Source organism: Sphingomonas sp. G-3-2-10 (genome assembly GCF_012927115.1).
GTDB lineage: Bacteria > Pseudomonadota > Alphaproteobacteria > Sphingomonadales > Sphingomonadaceae > Sphingomonas.
Genome location: NZ_JABBFY010000001.1, coordinates 937160 through 955023 on the forward strand (window position 1 = coordinate 937160; position 17864 = coordinate 955023).

Sequence of the window (17864 nt, forward strand, 5' to 3'; positions counted from 1 at the left end):
GCGGTCAGCCCCGCAACCGCTCGATCGCCTGTGCCAGCGCGACGTAGAGCTTGCCCATGTCCGACGAAAGCAGGGTCACGCCCAGCGGCGAGCCGTCGCGCAGCGCGAGGATCTGGCGGAGCATCGCTTCGAAATCATGGATGTAGCGATTGACGTTGTCGCGGAACACGTCGTCGGCGTCGTACAGGCGTGCGACTTCGCGGGTCTCGCCTGCGTCGAGCAGCCGCACCGCGCGGCGGGTGAAGACGCCGCGATCGCCCTTGAGATAGGCCGACCATGCGCTGTCGGTCACTTCGGCCGAGAAGCTCTTGGTGATGTCGATCGAGGCCGAATTGAGCGCTTCGATCAGGAGCGTCACGCGGCGGGCGAAATTGTCGCTGTCGTTCTTCTCATGCTCGGCGCGCGCCTTGTCGATCTGGCGGTCGATCTGCGCGGTGGTGTCGGCCAGCGCCAGCATCTGCTGGGTGAGGCGTTCGGATGCGCGCGATGCGGCGTTGACCGCGGCTTCGGTGGTCTCGGCCAATTCGCCCAGCTGACGGCGCACGGAGGCATCCATCGCGCGGCTGAGCGCGGCATTGCCGGCTTCCTCCAGCGCAGCCTCGGCTACCGGCACGATCCCGGCCAGCGTGTTGCGGGCATGATCGGCGGCCTGCGCCGATGTCTCGCGAACCCGGAGCAGCGCGTCGATCAGCTGCGGCGCGGCTTCTGACGCGAAGCGGCGCGTGGTCGAGATGGCGTCGTCGACGATCGCTTCGAGGTCGTTGGCCTTTTCGCGCCCGTTGGCGAGCGTTTCGATCAGCGATTCCTGCGTCTTGGCGAGGGTATCGGTCTGCTGCTTGACCACATCGGCGATCGCTTCGATCGCGTCGTGGGTGCTTTCCGCCGCGGTGACCAGCGCAAGCAGCTCGGGCTTGCTCTCCGAAACCACCTTGCGGCTGAGCGCGATCCGGTGATCGAGCCGGTCGAGCGCTTCGGGCAGTGTTTCGTCGATCTCGCGCGCGGAGGCGTCGAGCGCGGTGAGCAGATCCTCGGACGTCGCGATGACCGCGCGCGCCGTCGTCTCGCCCGCGCGCATCGAAGCGGCGGTGGCTTCGAAGGACTCGCCGAGCGCACTGACCTGTGCGGCCAGCGCCTGCGTGCGGTCCATGCCGGCCGCGTGGAAGACGGAGAGCTCCTGATCGGTGCGCTTCACGCCATCGGTGAGCGTGCGGAACAGTTCGGTGCCGCGATCCTGCTCCTCGCCGAGCCGCGACGAGATGCGGCCGACCGCTTCCTCGATCGTCGCGATCCGCCCGGCCAGCGCCTCGGCGCTGTCCTTGCCCGCGCGATCCAGCGCGGCCTGATTGGCTTCGAGCATGGCGAGCATCGCTTCGCCCTGCGCGGCGATCCCCTTGCGCGCTTCGTCCACCGCATTGGCGGCGCGATCGAGCACCGCGTCGACGGCGACCGACATTTCGCCGGTGACCTGTTCCAGCTTCGCGCTGGCGGTCTCGCTGGTCGCTTCCATTCGCGCGATATGCGCGGCGAGCCGGTCGGCTGCGCCGCCCGCGACGCTGTCGGCCTCACGACCCCGATCGGCGAGGGCGGTGAGCTGGGTATCGAGCGAAGCAGCGCGCTCGCTGGCGATCAGGCCGGCGGCATCGACGCGGGCGGCCATGCCCTGCATCTCCTCATGCGCCTTGGGCAGCGAGGAGAGGACCACCGCGACGCTCTTTTCGGCGTCGCTCACCGCTTCGACCAGCGTACGCGTGCTCGCATCGACGACGCGGGCCTGCTGGCCCATTTCGGTCGCCAGGCTCGACATGCGTTCGGCTGCGGCATCGCCCATCGCCATCAGGGTCGTCGTCTGTTGCGCCAGCGCTGCGCGGTTTTCCTCGATCCGCCGGGCCAGCGCTTCGACCACGCCCTCGAGCGCGACAGCCTCGGCACGCATCGCACGAGCCGTTGCGCCGAAACGGCGCGCTTCCGCCCGGCTCGTGCGCATCGCGAGCAAATAGACGATGCCGATCAGGATCGGCGGGACGCAAAGTTCGGCGACGAGCCGGATGAAATCGATCGGCGCCATCGGCTGCGTCAGCACATCGCGCAGGGCCCATAGCGCGCCGGCAAACCAGCCTGCGACCAGCAGGATCGCCAGCGCGGGCAGCAGCCAGCCGAAACGGCGGCGCGGCGCGTCTTCTTCCTCAGCCTCGACCAGATACACAGGTTCCGGCTCGGGCGACGGTGCCGGGGGCATGTCGTTCGCGAGCAATAGCTCCTCGTCGTCGCTTGCCGTCGACGCGAGAATGGGTTCGGCAGTTTTGGCCCCTGTCATGTGTCCCATTTACCACATTTCGCTCCCGGACCAACTAGGTACAGAAACGAAGCATTAACGTTGGTTAAGCTATGTTCCGGTCATGGCGTATGATCCGGGTGCAATCGATGCGACGTTGGCGGCGGCGGTGGGCGACGAGCCCGCGCTGATCGCGGAGCTTCGCGAGGCTTTCCTCGATGGCGTGAAGCGCAATCTGGAGGGCATGAAGTCCGCCGATACGCCGGATGGCTGGACCTCGGCCGCGCTGCGCCTCAAGGGCCTTGCCGCAAGCTTCGGCGCGGTTCGCCTGATGGCGCTGGCGGGCGAAGCCGCCAATGGCCTGGCTCATGACGGCGCCACGCTGCGCCGCCTGCATCGGGCCATCGAACGCCTCTGATCCGCTGCGGCGCTTGCGCCCCTCATTGAAGTTAAGTAAAGTAACTTCATTCTGAGGGGAGAGCGCCTGTGTCACCGAAAGCCATGACGCCGAAAACGATGACGATCGCCGGATGGGTCCTGACGGGCCTGTTCTCGCTGTTCATTCTGGGAGCGTCGGTCTTTCCGAAGCTGAGCGGAATGCCGGTCGCCGAAGAGACGATGGCGCAGCTCGGATGGCCCGCGGGCTATGTCATGACGATCGGCCTGATCGAACTGGGCTGCCTGATCCTCTATCTCTATCCGCGCACCAATATCCTTGGCGCGGTGCTGTTCATGGCCGTGTTCGGCGGCGCGATGGCGACGCAGATCCGCGCCGGCAGCCCGCTGTTCAGCCATGTGCTGTTCGGCATCTATCTCGGCCTGTTCATGTGGGGCGGCCTGTGGCTGCGCGACGCGACGGTGCGCGCGATCTTCCCGTTCCGGAAGGCCTAGAAGCGGACCACGGTGTTCGGACCGGGTTTCTCGCCGGTCCGGGCGCTGGCTGGCCCCGTCCAAGGCTTGCTGCCCAGATCGCCGAGATCCGGATAGCTGCCGATCAATTCGAACCGCTTGAAGACGAAGCCCTTGCCTTCGCCCAGCAATGGCTGCGGCGCATCGGCGACATGGAAGTGGAGATGGGGCCCGGTGGTATCGCCGGTGAAGCCGAGGGCCGCGATCGCGTCGCCGCTCCGGACGCGATCGCCCTGCTTGACGCGGATGCTGCCGGGCCTGAGGTGCTCATAGATGGCGAAGCGCCCGTCGCCGAGATCGAGCGAAACGAAATTGCCAGCGGCATCGTCCTGTGCATGCGCCGGATTGCCTGAGACGCTGGCGCTCTCCTTCATCCCGTCCCGCACCATCGCGACACGGGCATCGGCGACCGCCAGCACTTCGGCACCATAGCCCAGCGCATTGGCGGGAACATCGGCATCGCCCTTCGCGATTCGGCCCTTGGCATCGGCGAGGACGAAATCGATCGCGTGACGGCCCGGGATACGGGGCAGGCCGCGCGTATAGATGACGCGCCGGTGCCCGCGTGGCCAGTCGGGCGAATGGATCGCGACCCACGGCCCACCCTTCAGCGGCGGCCCGAGACGCGGAAGCGGGGTCTGGTCGAGCATTGCCGGCGCAGGGCGATACACCGACGTCGACCGTGCCGAATGGCGGCAGGAGATTTCGTGGTTCAGTTCGCGTGGAAGCGGATCGGGAAGCCGTACTTCGAGATAGACGGTGGCGATCCGGCCCGGAGGCAGCATGGCAGGCCCATAAAAGGGGCCGGGTGCGTCGAAGCGGGCCGCCAAAACCTGGCCCTCGATATCCAGCGCCCTCCGGCCATCCGCGAAAGCGACGATCCGCTCGATCAGAATCGATGCGGTCCCCATGTTCGACAATGTCAGTTCGTAGAGCGCAAGAGGGCCGTCGGTCGTCGGCACCGCTTCGGGCAGCGACAATATCGCGACTGCCAGAGGCTCCTCTTCCGGCAGCCGCGCCCCGGTCAAGAGCGGTAGCCCAAGCGCACCGGCAAGGCACGTGCGCCGGTCGATCACCGCTTGCGGCTCAATTCCCGCGTCGCGTCGTCTAGCCCCGCCAGGGTCAGCGGATACATCCGGTCGGTCATCAACTCGCGGATGATGCGGGTCGACTGCGAATAGCCCCATTGCGCCTCGGGGATCGGGTTGAGCCACACCGCGGCGGGATAGGTGTTCGCCACGCGCTGCATCCACACCGCGCCGGCTTCCTCGTTGAAATGCTCGACCGAGCCGCCGGGATGGCTGATTTCATAGGGGCTCATCGCGGCGTCGCCGACGAAGATCACCTTATAGTCATGGCCATATTTGTGGAGCACGTCCCAGGTCTGCGTGCGTTCGGTGAAGCGGCGGCGATTGTCCTTCCACACACCTTCGTAGAGGCAGTTGTGGAAGTAGAAGAATTCGAGATTCTTGAACTCGGCGGTGGCGGCGGAGAACAGCTCCTCGCATAGCTTGATGAACGGATCCATAGACCCGCCGACGTCGAGGAACAGCAGCAGTTTCACCGCATTGTGGCGTTCGGGCCGCATCCGGATGTCGAGCCAGCCCTGCCGCGCGGTGCCTTCGATCGTGCCGTCCAGATCGAGTTCGTCGGCGGCGCCTTCGCGAGCGAAACGGCGCAGACGGCGCAGCGCCACCTTGATGTTACGCGTGCCGAGTTCGCGGGTGGCGTCGAGATTCTTGTACTCGCGGCCCTCCCACACTTTCAGCGCGCGCTTGTGCTTGCTTTCGCCGCCGATGCGCACGCCTTCGGGATTATAGCCGCCGTTTCCGAAGGGCGAGGTGCCGCCGGTGCCGATCCATTTGTTGCCGCCCTGGTGCCGGCCCTGCTGCTCCTCGAGCCGCTTCTTCAGCGTCTCCATGATCTCGTCCCACGAACCGAGGGACTTGATCTTCTCCATCTCCTCGGCGGTCAGGAACTTCTCGGCGACGGCCTTCAACCAGTCCTCGGGGATGTCTGCGGGCGCGACGCCATAGGTGGAGGAGATGCCCTTGAAGACCTTGGCGAAGACCTGATCGAACCGGTCGAGCAGCCCCTCGTCCTTCACGAAGGTCGCACGGGCGAGATAGTAGAAGGCTTCGGGCGTGCGATCGATCACGTCACGGTCGAGCGCTTCGAGAAGGATCAGATGCTCCTTCAGGCTGGCCTTGATGCCGGCGGCGCGCAGCTCGTCGAGGAAGTTGAAGAACATGGGCTATCGTTGGTCCTGATCGACGCGTTCGTAAAGCTTCCAATGCGTGCCGGAGAGACCCTCGGGATGGGCTTCGGCGATCGGCGCGTAAGGGCTGCCGCAGCGGATCGCCTCGGCGGGAAAGGCTTCGCTGCCGTCGCGATCGACGAACAGGAAGCGCGGGGCGGGGCAGGGCGTCCCGGCGATCCTGAGCGGATAGCCGGACGATAGCGCGGCGGCCTGGAGAACGGCGTCCGCGCGCTCCTGCTCGGGAGCGATATCGGCCCCGGCGGGCGCCCGGGCGCGCATCGCTTCGATCGCGCGCCCGGGATCGGCGCGCTGGTCGAGGATCAGGCGGTAATCCTTGTCGAGCGCAAACCAGGTGACGATCACCAACGCACCGCACGCCATCATCCGCGCCAGTCCGGGCCATTCGAGCCGCCGGGCGATCAGCAGCGCGATCAGCATCAATCCGCCGATCCCGCTCACCAGATGGTATCGCGGCGCGCCACTGTTGGGCAGGTGGGCGAGGGCGATGCCCAGCGGCAGCAGGATCAGCGCGATCAACCAGAAGCCCAGCTCCTTCCGCTCGGCCTTGGGCACCAGCGCGCCTTCCGCCCAATTGTTGAGCAACAGGAGCAGGAAGAGCAGCGGCAGGATTCCGTCGATCCAATAAGATGCCATCTGAGCGATCCCGTTCCACCAGCTCCGCCAGGCAAAGGCCTCGACATTGCCGAACTGGAGATGGCCGCCGGCGGCCCAGAGGATCAGCGCGAGCATCGCGAGGGCGGGCAGGGCGAGCGGCAGGAGGATGCGGATCGAGAGTCCCGCCGCTTCGCGCAAGGGATAGGCCCGGTACAGCGTGAGGACGATCCACACCGCCATCGCCGCCAGCCCGAACGCCATCGTCAGCTGCGATGCCATGCCCAGCAGCGAGGCAAGCGCGAGCGGGATGGCGGGCAGACGCTGCGCCGGGTCGTCGAGCCAGCGCGCGGTCAGCAGGACAGCGACCATCAGCGCCAGCACCATCGGTGCATAGCCGCGCGCTTCCGATCCATAGGTCACGAGCAGCGGCGAGATCGCGAAGATCAGCGCCGCGACCAGCGCCATCGCCTTGCCGTCGCGCCGCCCGATCAATGCCGCGACGACGACTGTCGCGGTGCCAGTCAGGATCGAGAGCCCGCGCTGGACGACGGGTGCGGTATCGAGCCCGACCATCTGGAGCCACAGTGTATTGAGGTGATGATTGTTGTCGTGATTGATCTTCAGGAACACGCCCAGCGGCGTGCCGACATCATGCGCCTGAACCGCCGACCATGCCTCGTCGAGCCACAGCGCGCCTTGCGCTGCGGCGATGCGAAGCGCGAGGCCGATCGCGGCGATGGCGGCAACCGCGATCCACAGGCGACGTCCGGCGGTCATGCGATCCGGTTCCGCCCGATCAGCCGGCGGGTGGCCGGAATGCGGATCAGCGCGGCGAGGACGAACAGCCCGGCCATGACCAGTCCGAGCGTCTCGGTTCCGGTGCGGAATATCCGGCCGCCATAGCTGTAGGTGAAGACGAACCACAGCCACCACATGCCCAGCGTGTGCAGTCGCTTCCAATTCTTTCCCAGCGCTCGCATCGCGCGGTCGTTCGAGGTGGCGGCCATTGCCCACATCAGCAGATAGCCGGTGCCGCCGACGATCCAGACGATCGCCGGGCGGCTGACATCGGTCGAGGCGATCAGCCAGACAAAGGCGACGCCGTGGATCGTGTGGATCGAAGCGACGCCGAGACCGATATAGCGACGCTGCCGCAGCACTTCGCTGAACGGCCCGCCGAACATCTCGAACAACGGCCGCGCAGTGAAGGCCAGCAGGAACCAGACCGCCGCCCAGCGCGCGGTGAGCCGGGTGGCGAGGCTGAGCTGCTCCTTGTGACTGCCCGGCAGCAATGCAGCGGTTGCGCAAATGGCAAGGGCGCCGGCGGTTGCCAGCGCAATCAGCCAGGGTTTGCGCCCCCCTGCCACAGCCTCAGCCGATCGGCGGCGGCTGACGTTCGCTCCGCGGCAGCGCGGGATCGAACACCGCCCAGCCGGGCGCGGATGCGGCCCAGATCACTTCGGTCGGGCGTACGGGGTTAGGATCGTCGAACGCGCCCGCGCGAATGCCCAAAAACTCCCCGCTGACAGGTCCGGTGAACAACGGCGTGCCGCACGCACTGCAAAAGCCGCGGCGCAGTCGGTTGCCGCTGTCCGCCACGCTTTCATACCAGCGTAGCTCGCCCGAGATTTCGAGATCAGCGGTGCGATACAGCGCGTTGGTGGTGCCGTTGCCCGCACCCCAATACTGACAATCGCGGCACCAGCAGGTGCGCACCCGCACCGGATCGCCCGCAATCGCGATGCGCACCGCGCCGCACAGGCACCCTGCGCCGCTCGTCACGCCGCTCAGCCCTTGTTCTGCTGGCGCCGCGCCATGAAGGCGAGGCGTTCGAACAGCATCACGTCCTGCTCGTTCTTGAGCAGCGCGCCGTGCAGCGGCGGGATCGCCTTGGTCGGATCGCGGTTCTGCAGCACGTCGAGCGGCAGATCTTCGTGGAGCAGCAGCTTGAGCCAGTCGAGCAATTCGGTGGTCGAGGGCTTCTTCTTCAGGCCCGGCACGTCGCGGATCTCGTAGAAGATATCCATCGCCTTGCTGACCAGCACCTTCTGGATGCCGGGGAAGTGCACGTCGATGATCGCCTGCATCGTCTCGCGATCGGGGAATTTGATATAGTGGAAGAAGCAGCGGCGCAGGAACGCGTCGGGCAGTTCCTTCTCGTTGTTCGAAGTGATGACCACGATGGGGCGCTCGGCGGCGCGGACGGTCTCGCGGGTCTCATAGACATGGAATTCCATGCGATCGAGCTCCTGCAGGAGGTCGTTCGGGAACTCGATATCGGCCTTGTCGATCTCGTCGATCAGCAGGACGGGGAGCTGCGGAGAAACGAACGCCTCCCACAATTTGCCCTTGCGGATATAGTTGGCGATGTCGTGAACGCGCTCGTCGCCGAGCTGGCCGTCGCGAAGGCGGGCGACCGCGTCATATTCGTAGAGACCCTGCTGCGCCTTGGTCGTGGACTTCACGTTCCACTCGATCAGCGGCGCATTGACCGCCTTGGCAATCTCGTAGGCGAGGACGGTCTTGCCCGTGCCCGGCTCGCCCTTGACGAGCAGCGGACGACGCAGCGTAACCGCTGCGTTGACCGCGACTTTCAGATCATCGGTAGCGACGTAAGACTGGGTACCTTCGAAGCGCATCGGTATTCCTTTGAAACCCGATATGCTGCCTAGAGAGGAAGGAAAGGCTTGTCAGCCCCATGCGGCGCCGATCCGCAGCCGGCCTTACTGGTGGTGCAGGCGGTTGCCGAAGCCGGTGTTCGTCTTCGTCATCTTGACCAGCTTGCGGAGATAGCCCCGGACTTCCCGCTCGAACCGCCGCTCGTCATGGACGCCGACGCGGAGATAATCGTCCTGATCGAGCAGCCCCTTGAGCGCGTCGGCAAACCGTGCCCGATCGTTCGTCGCGTCGCTGGTCCTGAGTGCGCGGCAGACCCATTCCTCGGCCGCTGCCTTGTCGTAATCGCCCTCACAGGAACGGCCACCGCGATCGGCGCGATCCTGATCGATACGCGACGCGTTGAAACGGCTTTCCAGCCATTTGCGGACGATCTCGCCGTCCCATTCCTGCTGTAGCTCGCTCATCGGCGGCGGGGTGCCATGCCGGACGATCGCTGTCCACGCCCACAAGGGGCGCCGATGGGGTCTTAGTGCTTCCCGCGCGCGCTGGCGCGTGCTTCGAGCAGATCGAACAGGCCGCGATGCTGCGCGAACATCTGCTGTGCGCCGAACAACATGGCGCGCTCGACGCTCATCTCGCGCACCAGCGTGTCGACGACGATGATCGTCTCCTCGGCCAGCGGCAGCGTGCTGCGCGGCGCGATCAGGCCGAGCCGGGTCGCGGCGGCGTCGAGCACGTCGCGCACCGCATCCCAGTCGAGCGCCAGCGCCAGCGCCGCGCCGGTCGCGCAGCCCGCGCGGTCGGACTGGGCCAGCATGTCGAGCGCGTGACGCTGATGCTGGGCCGCGGCTTCGGCTTCGGCATGGCCGGGGGTGCTGGGCAGGGGGCCTGCGGCCGCGACGATCCGGACCAGAAACTCACGCTCGGCCACGAAGGCTTCCGCCGCCGCTTCGAGCCAATCGCGCTCTAGGCTGCCGCGCGCATGGTTCAGTGCGAGATCGATCACGCCGGGATGATTGCCGTGCAGCAGGCAGAGATAATGGACCGCATCGGCAAGGTCGCGCGGCGAGCCGCCATTGGCGGCGAGGCGGCGCAGCCACGGATGAACCTGGACGCCGTCCGACGCCGTCAGGGCGCCCATCGGTCCCGAAGCCCCGCTAAGCCGCGCGATCTGTACGGAATCAAACGGCATACGCCCCCATAACTCAAGAGTTGCCGCCCGCGGACGGGCGCTCCCCCCAATAGCGGGCAGGTATATACCGAACCCCGTAAAGACGTGGTTTATTCGGTGTTTACCTAGGTATTTTTACTGAGCGCGCTCGATCTTCTTTGCGTCATTGGGTTGCCTGAGCTGATTTCATCAAATCCTCACAACACCCTCATGCCGCTCACCTGCCGCTCCGGCAAAGCAAAGCCTCAAGCACAAGTGGAGGCAGTGACATGAACACCAGTCCGGGAAGGGCCCAGTATCGTATCGCCATGATCGTCGCGCTTGCGGCGGCGGGACTTCAGGTCTGGATGAACCTGGCGGTGGGGATCGTCGGCAATGAGGATAATCCGGTGAACCAGGGCTTTTACGGCGTCGTCGTAACAGCCGCCGCCTGCGCGTTCGTCGCACGGTTTACCGCCGACGGGATGGCGAGGGCGATGGTCGCGGTGGCCGGCGTGCAGGCGTTGCTTGCGCTCATGCTGGCAACGGCACCGTCGAATGCGCGCGATGCGATGGGCGTGATCGTGCTGAGCGGCGGCTTCATAGCATTATGGCTGATCTCGGCGGCGCTGTTCCATCGCAGCGCCTGCCTTTCGGCCCGAGGCTAGGCCGCCGCGCACCGGGAGCTGTTGGAGCGCGGCGGCCCCTTCCCGGCCACCTGGGCGGGGAATCCGGCCAAACCGATGTGACGGAAGTGAAACCAGACGCTGCCTCAGGTGTTTAAGGCGCGCCTGCTTCTTTTCGTCGGCACTTTGCACAACGTCGGATCAGGCTTTTCGTTTCGCCCAACCAAAGGGGATGCACATGAACCGCAAATATCTGATCGCCGCCGCCATCATCGGCGCGCTTCCGCTGGCCGCCTGTGGTCCGAAGACCCCCGCCGCCGAGAACGCGCTGGCCAACGCCGAAGCGACCGCCGACACGCTGGACAACCAGGCTGCGGAGATCCGTTCGGACGCGGGCAACACGGTCGACGCGATCGAAAGCGGCGCCGAGAACCGCGCCGATGCGGTCGAGAACAAGGCGGCCGCCGTCCGCGACGCCGGCGCGAACACCGCCGAGAAGATCGACGAGAAGGCGGGTCACTGATCCCTCATTTCCGCCCTCCCGCTACGGGAGACGGACAAATGAAAAGGCCGGGGAGCGATCCCCGGCCTTTTCTACTTTTGCCCGCTCGCTTTCCTCCGTCTCCGTTCAACTTGGCGCTTTGCATCCCGGCAGGGATTAAGGCAGTAATCGGGCCATGAACGTCGAGATCAGAGAAGCGAAATATTTGCGGTTGAAGCTGGGCCGCGAAGATAATTCGCGGCAACCGGTGAGTTTTCTTGTGGGTGCGCCGTTTTCATTGGATCGGGGTGTCGGCGTCCCCGGGATTGACGGTTTCGTACGCATCGCGCGTGCGCGGGTCGAGGAAAGCGGCGCGGCGCTCTTGCGGGAATTCGACGGGCAATTGGCCGCCACCGCCGGTGCCGATCAATATCAGACGGCGATGAGCTTTCTCTATGACCTGCTGGATGCACGCGCAGCGACGGACGTCGTGCAGAAGGCCGTTCTTTGCGCTCGCAAGCCATCGGCGCCGCCCTTCGACGAACGCGATCTGATCCCCGGCGAATGGGAGATCACGCGTGCGCAGCGAGGCTTGGCCAGAGCAATGCAGCTTGCACCGGACCGCTTCCCGGGCCCGATATTCACTACCAATTTCGACCCGCTGATTTCACTCGCGCTCGAAACCTGCGGGTTCAAGGTCAACACCGTGGGCATCCCGCTGGACGGATCGATCTCGGCACTCGTCAAGATGCGCACCAGCGAAGTCGATGTCTTCCATCTGCACGGCTATTGGCGCGATTCGGCGACATTGCACCGGCCGCAGCAATTGCTGTCGAAGCGTCCGCAGCTTCAGCAATCGCTGCAACGGCATCTGGATAATGTGCATCTGGTCGTCATGGCGTATAGCGGCTGGGACGATATTTTCACTACGGCGATCGCGAATTGCCTCAGCGATCCGGCATTCAACGGGACGGTGTCCTGGTGTTTCTACGAACAGGATGAAGCGCGGGTCATCGCGCAGAACCAGCGTTTGTTCGAGAAGTTCGAGGCGGGAATCGCGCAGAGCAAGATCGCGTTTTTCCGGGGCGTCGATTGCCACAGTTTCTTCGACGAACTGGCGGGGGACGTTTTCGAGGATGCGGCGGCGGGCATTGCCGCATCTCCCATGCCCGGGTGGCAAATCGTGACGCAGGCGACGCTCGAGGCCGAACCGCCACTGAGTACGGCCGAAGTGCTGCGGTTTTTCGATGGCGCCGTGCCTGCCTTGCGGCATGCGGTGAGCCCGCTCGTTCCGCGGCTCAGCAGCGTGGACGCGCTCTTGCCGCTTTTGAGGGGCAGCGTGAATGGCGGTTGCGCGCTGCAACTCGTTCGTGCCGCGAGCGGCGAAGGAAAATCGACGGCGCTGTTGCAGGTCGCGACGGCTGCGGTGTCGGGCGGCGAGTGGGTCGCGCTATATTGCCCGGGATCGGATGCCGGGTTGAATGCCGATATTGTCTCGCAACTCGATCCGTCGCGGAACTGGCTGATCGTCCTGGACGATGCCGAGAATTATATCGACGAACTGTGGCTGGCCATTGGCAAGTTGCACGCGCTGGGTCGGAAGAACGTCTTCTTCCTGCTCGCAGCGCGCGATACCGACTGGCGTCTGAAAGGCGGCGAGAAGAAGTCATGGTCGACCCGGGTCAATCGGCTGGACGACGTGACATTGGGCTCGATTGGCGAGGGGGATATCGGCCTGATCGTCGATGCCTGGGCAGCGCAAGGTGAAGAGGGACTGCGCGCGCTGGGCAGCACCGCAAGCCGCGATGCCCGTATCCGCAAGTTCATGGACGCGGTCGGCGCGCAAGACGGGCAGCCCGGACAGGGTTCGTTCTTCGGGGGGCTTCTCGACACCCGCTTCGGCGCGAAGGGGCTCGTCGATCACCTCGTGCCTCTGCTCGAGTTTCTCCGGACCAGGCCGATCGAAGGTGGGACGGGCACGTTGTTCGATGCGCTGCTGTACATCGCCTGTTGCCACGCCACGGGAATGATCGGGCTGAATGTCCGCGTGCTGGCCATGCTGTGTGGATTACCGGCCTTTCGCGTGTCCGGAGCGATCATGACGCCGCTCGGCATAGAGCTGGGAGCCTCCGAAGTACGCGGCCATGCGCTGACCCGGCACAAGCGTGTCGCCGATGCGATTCTGGTCGCGGCTGACCGTCTGGATGCCGATTTGAGCGCGATATGGCCGCGGCTGATCGATGCGACGGTCAAATCGTCGGACGATGAGAAGGTCGGCGACACCTTTTCGCAGATCATTCTTGCCGGCTCGCGCCTGAAGCGTGATTTGCCTCAGGAGCTTTCCGAAAGCCTGCGTGACGAGATCGCGATTGCCGCCGCTGAAGCGGCTGTCGTGGCGATGCCGACATGGACAGGAGTCATCAGTGCGCTGGCACATGCATTGCGCTCTGCCGGGCACCCTCAGGAAGCGTTCGACCTCCTCAGGACGAAATTGCCGACCCTCAAAAATACGGTCGACAAGGCAATCGTCGTTCGCGGCTATTTCTACGAATGGAGTACTTGCGCCGGCAATTTGCCGGGCCGGCAGGGGTCGGTGATGGACGCCTGGCTTGCCGCCATCTCGCTGTCGGATCTGTTGCCGGTCGAGCTGACGTTCGAACAGGCAAAAATGTCCTGTGCCGGCCTGGGGAGCGTGTTCAGGCGCCTGGCGGGCGACGCGACCGGAACCTATGCCAAAGGGCGCCGCGCAGTCATCGACCTTGGCTGGCTGGCCAAACCCGATCAACGCGCGACCGGCATCCTCGCAGGGCATCAGCGCGAGCTCGACGCATCGGGCATTTCCAAGTCAGCGGATATCGATCAAGCCATATCCTGGCTGACGGATGCCGCTTTCGCCGCTCAGGAGGAATTGCAGGACCCCCTCCTTCGCAATTTGAAGGAGGGGAGGCTGGCCTTCACGCGATTGAAGGCGCTCCTACTGGTCCAGAAATGACCGCATCTTCCGCGAACGCGACGGGTGCTTCAGCTTCCTGAGCGCCTTCGCTTCGATCTGACGGATGCGTTCGCGGGTGACCGAGAACTGCTGGCCGACTTCCTCGAGCGTGTGATCGGTGTTCATGCCGATGCCGAAGCGCATCCGCAGCACGCGTTCCTCGCGCGGGGTGAGGCTGGCGAGGACGCGGGTGACCGTTTCCTTGAGGTTCGCCTGGATCGCGGCATCCACCGGGATGACCGCGTTCTTGTCCTCGATGAAGTCGCCGAGGTGCGAATCCTCTTCGTCGCCGATCGGCGTTTCGAGCGAGATCGGCTCCTTGGCGATCTTCATCACCTTGCGGACCTTCTCGAGCGGCATGCTCAGGCGCTCCGCCATTTCCTCGGGGGTGGGCTCGCGGCCCTGCTCGTGGAGGAACTGGCGGCTGGTGCGGACCAGCTTGTTGATCGTCTCGATCATGTGGACCGGGATACGGATCGTGCGCGCCTGATCCGCGATCGAACGCGTGATCGCCTGACGGATCCACCAGGTCGCGTAGGTGCTGAACTTGTAGCCGCGGCGATATTCGAACTTATCGACCGCCTTCATCAGGCCGATATTGCCTTCCTGGATGAGGTCGAGGAACTGCAGGCCACGGTTCGTATATTTCTTCGCGATCGAGATCACGAGACGCAGGTTCGCCTCGACCATTTCCTTCTTGGCGATACGCGCCTCGCGCTCGCCCTTCTGGACCATGTTCACGATGCGGCGGAATTCGCCCAGCGCCATGCCGGTCGCCTGGCTGATCTCGCTGATCTCGATGCGGATGCGATCGACGGCGCCGGCTTCGTTCTCGGCGAAGGCCGCCCACTTCTTGTCGATCTTCGCAACGGTGGCGACGAAGCTCTCGTCGAGCTCGTGATCGACATAGCGGTCGAGGAAGTCCTTGCGCGACACCTTGTGGCGCTCGGCAAGGCGCAGCATCTGGCCGCCCAGCGCGGTCAGGCGCCGGTTGAAGCTGTAGAGCTGGTCGACAAGATATTCGATCTTGGCGTTGTGGAACTGGACCGATTCGACTTCGGCGGTCAGATCCTCGCGCAGCTTCTGATACTTGCGCTCTTCCGCAACCGGCAGCTCGCCGCCGGCGGCCATCGAATCGAGGCGCTGCTGCTGGAGCTTGCTGAACTTCTTGTAGATCGCGGTGATGTTGGCGAACCGCTCCAGCGCCTGCGGCTTGAGCTGCTCTTCCATCTGGGCGAGGCTGAGGGTGTTGTCTTCCTCTTCGTCGTCCGAAGGCCGCGGGGTGCGGCGCTCGGTCATCGAATCCTCGTCCTCTTCGTCGGCGGACGCCTCTTCGGGCTCTTCCTCTTCCTTGAAGGTCGCGCCAGCGGTCTTCTCGCTGATCTCGCCGTTATCGTCTTCCTCGGCACCTTCGACCTGCTCGGCCGACGGCCCCTTGGAGAGCATGGCGTCGAGATCGAGGATCTCGCGCAGCTGCATCGTGCCTTCGTTGAGGGCGTTCGACCAGGCGATGATCGCATTGAAGGTGATCGGGCTCTCGCAAAGGCCCAGAATCATCGTGTCGCGGCCGGCCTCGATGCGCTTGGCGATGGCGATTTCGCCTTCGCGGCTGAGCAGTTCCACCGCGCCCATTTCGCGCAGGTACATGCGCACGGGATCGTCGGTACGGTCGACGACTTCCTTCTTCTTGGTTTCGAGCGCGGGACCGCCATCGTCGCTGCCGCTGTCGGCATCGACTTCGTCCGGGGTATCGTCCTCGGGCTCGGCATCCTCGCCGGCGTCTTCATTCTCGACGACGTTGATGCCCATGTCGTTCAGCGCCGACATGACGTCCTCGATCTGCTCCGAGGTCATCTGATCCTGCGGAAGCATCTCGTTGAGCTGGTCGACGGTGATGTAACCGCGCTTCTTGGCGCGGGCGACAAGCTTCTTGAGCGTGCCTTCGTTGAGGTCGATCAGCGGCGCGTCGCCCGTTTCACCGGTATCTGCGTCCGCCAGGGGTGCCTTCGCCATCAAATGCCCTCGAAATAAGATGGCGGCTATTTTAATCGCCGCCTAATCGTCCAAATCTTCTTCATCCGCAAGCATCAGATTTGCAAGGCGCGCTTCGAGCTCCTGACGCTTCCTCGAAAGCGCCACCTGACGGGTGAACGCTTCCTCCGAACCATCCCTGCTCAACGCAGCGGTTGCCTCGGCGAGCGCGGCGTCCACCGCCGGCTGCGCCACCATAACGGCGATCGCTTCGTTGAGATCCTCGCGCGCCCTTGCCTCGTCCACCGCAGCGCGGCGGGTGAAGGAGAAGGGAAGCGTATCGGCTCTCAACAGATCGCCCGCCACCTGATCGAATCCGGATTTCGCCAATATGGTGAGGATGCGCGCGCTATCAAGCTGCTGATCTTCCAGCGCGACATGGATCACGGCTTCGAACAGGCGGCCGAGCGCGCCGGAGGTGCTGCGCAGGCTGCCAAGCACTTCCATATGGCGTGCGATTTCGGCGGGATGGCGGATCAGCCCGGCAAGCACGGCGCGGGCGAGGATCGGATCGAGGCCGCTCGCCTGTACGCCCTTCACCTTCTCCGAAGGCGGCGGTTCGGGCGGTTGCCAGCCACCGCGACCGCCCTTGGCGTTGCGGGGGCGCTGGGGCGTGAACTGACGATCGCGTGGCTGGAATTCGCGTGGGCCGCGGCCAAAATGCGCGTCGATCCGCTGGCGGAATTCCGCCATATATTCCGACTTCACGTTGGGGTCGGCGATCGTTCCCGCAAGCTCGCTCAACCGCGCCTTGAGGCCTGCGCGCTGTTCGGGCGTGTCGAGCGGCCCGGCGGCGACTTCATGCGCCCAGAGGCGGCTGACGAGCGGCTCGGGCGATTTGAGCAGCGCCTCGAACGCGGCGGGCCCCTTCGCGCGCACCAGATCGTCCGGGTCCATGCCGTCGGGCAGCGTGACGAATGCCAGGCTGCGGCCGGGCTGGAGATGGGGCAGAGCGCGGTGCGCGGCGCGGATCGCGGCCTTCTGGCCCGCATTGTCGCCGTCGAAGCAGAGCAGGGGGACATCGGCCATGCGCCACAGCCGCTCGATCTGATGCTCGGTCAGCGCGGTGCCCAGCGGAGCGACCGCTTCGCCGAACCCGGCCTGCGCCAGCGCGATCACGTCCATATAGCCTTCGACCGCGATGATGCGGCCGGTCTTGCGCGCGACGGCCTGGGCCTTGTCGAGATTGTAGAGGGTGCGGCCCTTGTCGAAGAGCGGGGTGTCGGGCGAGTTGAGGTATTTCGGTTCGCCTTCGCCGATCACCCGGCCGCCGAACGCGATCGTGCGGCCCCGCGCGTCGCGGATCGGGATCATCAGGCGGCCGCGGAACCGGTCGTACGGTTCCTTCTTCTCGACCGAGATCAACAGACCCGCCTCGATCAGCATCGGATCGCCGTAGGTCTTGAGTGCTTCCTTCAGCTTGCCGCGCGAATCGGGGGAGAAGCCCATGCCGAATTCGCGCGCGGTGGCTTCGCTGATGCCGCGCCGCTGGAGCACGGCGCGCGCTTCGCTGCCTTCGATCCCGTTAAGCCGCTCGATGAACCACTTTGCGGCATCGTCCATCGCTTCGTGCAGGCCCTTGGCGCGTTGTGCGCGCTCGACCGACTGGCGGTCCTGCTCGGGCATTTCCATGCCGGCGGCCTGAACCAGCTCCTTCACCGCATCGATGAAGGGCAGGCCGCGCTGATCGGTCATCCAGCGGATGGCATCGCCATGCGCGCCGCAGCCGAAGCAATGATAGAAGCCCTTGTCGTCGTTGACGTAGAAGGACGGGGTCTTCTCGTTGTGGAACGGGCAGCATGCACGGAATTCGCGCCCGGCCTTCTGGAGCTTGGTGGTCTTGCCGATCAGGCTCGAGAGAAGGGTCCGGGCGCGGAGCTCGTCCAGGAATTGGGGTGTGAGGCTCACC

Annotated in this window: 16 protein-coding genes; 5 read left to right on the top strand and 11 right to left on the bottom strand. The window is 65.1% G+C overall.

Going from position 1 to position 17864, the window contains the following annotated elements; translation table 11 throughout:
• Positions 1 to 4 precede the first annotated feature (4 nt).
• Positions 5 to 2314, bottom strand: coding sequence for a hypothetical protein (locus HHL13_RS04765; protein ID WP_169554588.1), 2310 nt, complete (start codon positions 2312 to 2314; stop codon positions 5 to 7).
• Between the two features lie 82 nt (positions 2315 to 2396).
• Between HHL13_RS04765 and HHL13_RS04770 the strand changes: the two genes are divergently transcribed.
• Positions 2397 to 2690, top strand: a complete 294-nt coding sequence (locus HHL13_RS04770; protein ID WP_169554589.1) for an Hpt domain-containing protein — start codon at positions 2397 to 2399, stop codon at positions 2688 to 2690.
• An 83-nt stretch (positions 2691 to 2773) separates the two neighbouring features.
• Positions 2774 to 3163 (top strand): DoxX family protein, encoded by a 390-nt coding sequence (locus HHL13_RS04775; protein WP_169554590.1) that lies wholly within the window; start codon positions 2774 to 2776, stop codon positions 3161 to 3163.
• Here HHL13_RS04775 and HHL13_RS04780 read toward each other — a convergent pair.
• From HHL13_RS04780 to HHL13_RS04815, 8 genes are all read right to left on the bottom strand, one after another.
• Positions 3160 to 4257 carry a M23 family metallopeptidase gene (locus HHL13_RS04780; RefSeq protein ID WP_169554591.1) on the bottom strand — a complete coding sequence of 366 codons (1098 nt, stop codon included), beginning with the start codon at positions 4255 to 4257 and terminating at the stop codon, positions 3160 to 3162. The two genes, HHL13_RS04775 and HHL13_RS04780, sit on opposite strands and share 4 nt — an antisense overlap.
• Positions 4254 to 5432: a VWA domain-containing protein gene (locus tag HHL13_RS04785; RefSeq protein ID WP_169554592.1), complete on the bottom strand. Its 1179-nt coding sequence runs from the start codon at positions 5430 to 5432 to the stop codon at positions 4254 to 4256. Before HHL13_RS04785 ends, HHL13_RS04780 begins: the two co-directional genes overlap by 4 nt.
• A gap of 3 nt (positions 5433 to 5435) precedes the next feature.
• Positions 5436 to 6833, bottom strand: coding sequence for a hypothetical protein (locus HHL13_RS04790; protein ID WP_169554593.1), 1398 nt, complete (start codon positions 6831 to 6833; stop codon positions 5436 to 5438).
• Complete coding sequence (locus tag HHL13_RS04795) at positions 6830 to 7348, bottom strand: ferric reductase-like transmembrane domain-containing protein (protein ID WP_169554594.1); 519 nt, start codon at positions 7346 to 7348, stop codon at positions 6830 to 6832. The genes HHL13_RS04790 and HHL13_RS04795 overlap by 4 nt, the downstream gene beginning before the upstream one ends.
• Positions 7349 to 7427: 79 nt before the next feature.
• Complete coding sequence (locus tag HHL13_RS04800) at positions 7428 to 7838, bottom strand: GFA family protein (protein ID WP_346775476.1); 411 nt, start codon at positions 7836 to 7838, stop codon at positions 7428 to 7430.
• 5 nt (positions 7839 to 7843) lie between these two features.
• Positions 7844 to 8695, bottom strand: coding sequence for a MoxR family ATPase (locus tag HHL13_RS04805; RefSeq protein ID WP_169554595.1), 852 nt, complete (start codon positions 8693 to 8695; stop codon positions 7844 to 7846).
• A gap of 84 nt (positions 8696 to 8779) precedes the next feature.
• On the bottom strand, positions 8780 to 9139 hold the full coding sequence (locus tag HHL13_RS04810; protein WP_206376849.1) for a hypothetical protein: 360 nt from the start codon (positions 9137 to 9139) through the stop codon (positions 8780 to 8782).
• Between the two features lie 62 nt (positions 9140 to 9201).
• Positions 9202 to 9816 (bottom strand): hypothetical protein, encoded by a 615-nt coding sequence (locus HHL13_RS04815; RefSeq protein WP_240953622.1) that lies wholly within the window; start codon positions 9814 to 9816, stop codon positions 9202 to 9204.
• A gap of 299 nt (positions 9817 to 10115) precedes the next feature.
• On the opposite strand from HHL13_RS04815, the gene HHL13_RS04820 reads away from it, so the two are divergent.
• The 3 genes from HHL13_RS04820 (at position 10116) to HHL13_RS04830 (ending at position 13924) form a co-directional block, all read left to right on the top strand.
• A complete protein-coding gene (locus HHL13_RS04820; RefSeq protein WP_169554597.1) occupies positions 10116 to 10493 on the top strand; it encodes a hypothetical protein in 378 nt (125 codons plus the stop codon).
• Positions 10494 to 10689: 196 nt separating this feature from the next.
• Positions 10690 to 10974, top strand: coding sequence for a hypothetical protein (locus HHL13_RS04825; protein ID WP_169554598.1), 285 nt, complete (start codon positions 10690 to 10692; stop codon positions 10972 to 10974).
• Between the two features lie 154 nt (positions 10975 to 11128).
• On the top strand, positions 11129 to 13924 hold the full coding sequence (locus HHL13_RS04830; protein ID WP_169554599.1) for an SIR2 family protein: 2796 nt from the start codon (positions 11129 to 11131) through the stop codon (positions 13922 to 13924).
• Here the strand turns inward: HHL13_RS04830 and rpoD are convergent.
• Together rpoD and dnaG are read right to left on the bottom strand one after the other, a co-directional pair.
• The gene (gene rpoD / locus HHL13_RS04835) at positions 13907 to 15937 is read right to left on the bottom strand and encodes an RNA polymerase sigma factor RpoD (RefSeq protein WP_169554600.1); all 2031 of its coding nucleotides are present in this window, start codon (positions 15935 to 15937) and stop codon (positions 13907 to 13909) included. The two genes, HHL13_RS04830 and rpoD, sit on opposite strands and share 18 nt — an antisense overlap.
• Before the next feature lie 42 nt (positions 15938 to 15979).
• Entirely contained in the window at positions 15980 to 17863 is a 1884-nt protein-coding gene (gene dnaG / locus HHL13_RS04840) for a DNA primase (RefSeq protein ID WP_169554601.1), read from the bottom strand.
• Position 17864 lies beyond the last annotated feature (1 nt).

Bases quoted from the DNA above. Each gene is read 5' to 3' on its own strand.
- rpoD (WP_169554600.1), bottom strand. From the start codon at position 15,937: ATGGCGAAGGCACCCCTGGCGGACGCAGATACCGGTGAAACGGGCGAC.
- HHL13_RS04825 (WP_169554598.1), top strand. From the start codon at position 10,690: ATGAACCGCAAATATCTGATCGCCGCCGCCATCATCGGCGCGCTTCCG.
- HHL13_RS04765 (WP_169554588.1), bottom strand. From the start codon at position 2,314: ATGACAGGGGCCAAAACTGCCGAACCCATTCTCGCGTCGACGGCAAGC.
- HHL13_RS04770 (WP_169554589.1), top strand. From the start codon at position 2,397: ATGGCGTATGATCCGGGTGCAATCGATGCGACGTTGGCGGCGGCGGTG.
- HHL13_RS04830 (WP_169554599.1), top strand. From the start codon at position 11,129: ATGAACGTCGAGATCAGAGAAGCGAAATATTTGCGGTTGAAGCTGGGC.
- HHL13_RS04790 (WP_169554593.1), bottom strand. From the start codon at position 6,833: ATGACCGCCGGACGTCGCCTGTGGATCGCGGTTGCCGCCATCGCCGCG.
- HHL13_RS04805 (WP_169554595.1), bottom strand. From the start codon at position 8,695: ATGCGCTTCGAAGGTACCCAGTCTTACGTCGCTACCGATGATCTGAAA.
- HHL13_RS04820 (WP_169554597.1), top strand. From the start codon at position 10,116: ATGAACACCAGTCCGGGAAGGGCCCAGTATCGTATCGCCATGATCGTC.
- HHL13_RS04785 (WP_169554592.1), bottom strand. From the start codon at position 5,432: ATGTTCTTCAACTTCCTCGACGAGCTGCGCGCCGCCGGCATCAAGGCC.
- HHL13_RS04810 (WP_206376849.1), bottom strand. From the start codon at position 9,139: ATGAGCGAGCTACAGCAGGAATGGGACGGCGAGATCGTCCGCAAATGG.
- HHL13_RS04775 (WP_169554590.1), top strand. From the start codon at position 2,774: ATGACGCCGAAAACGATGACGATCGCCGGATGGGTCCTGACGGGCCTG.
- HHL13_RS04815 (WP_240953622.1), bottom strand. From the start codon at position 9,816: ATGGGCGCCCTGACGGCGTCGGACGGCGTCCAGGTTCATCCGTGGCTG.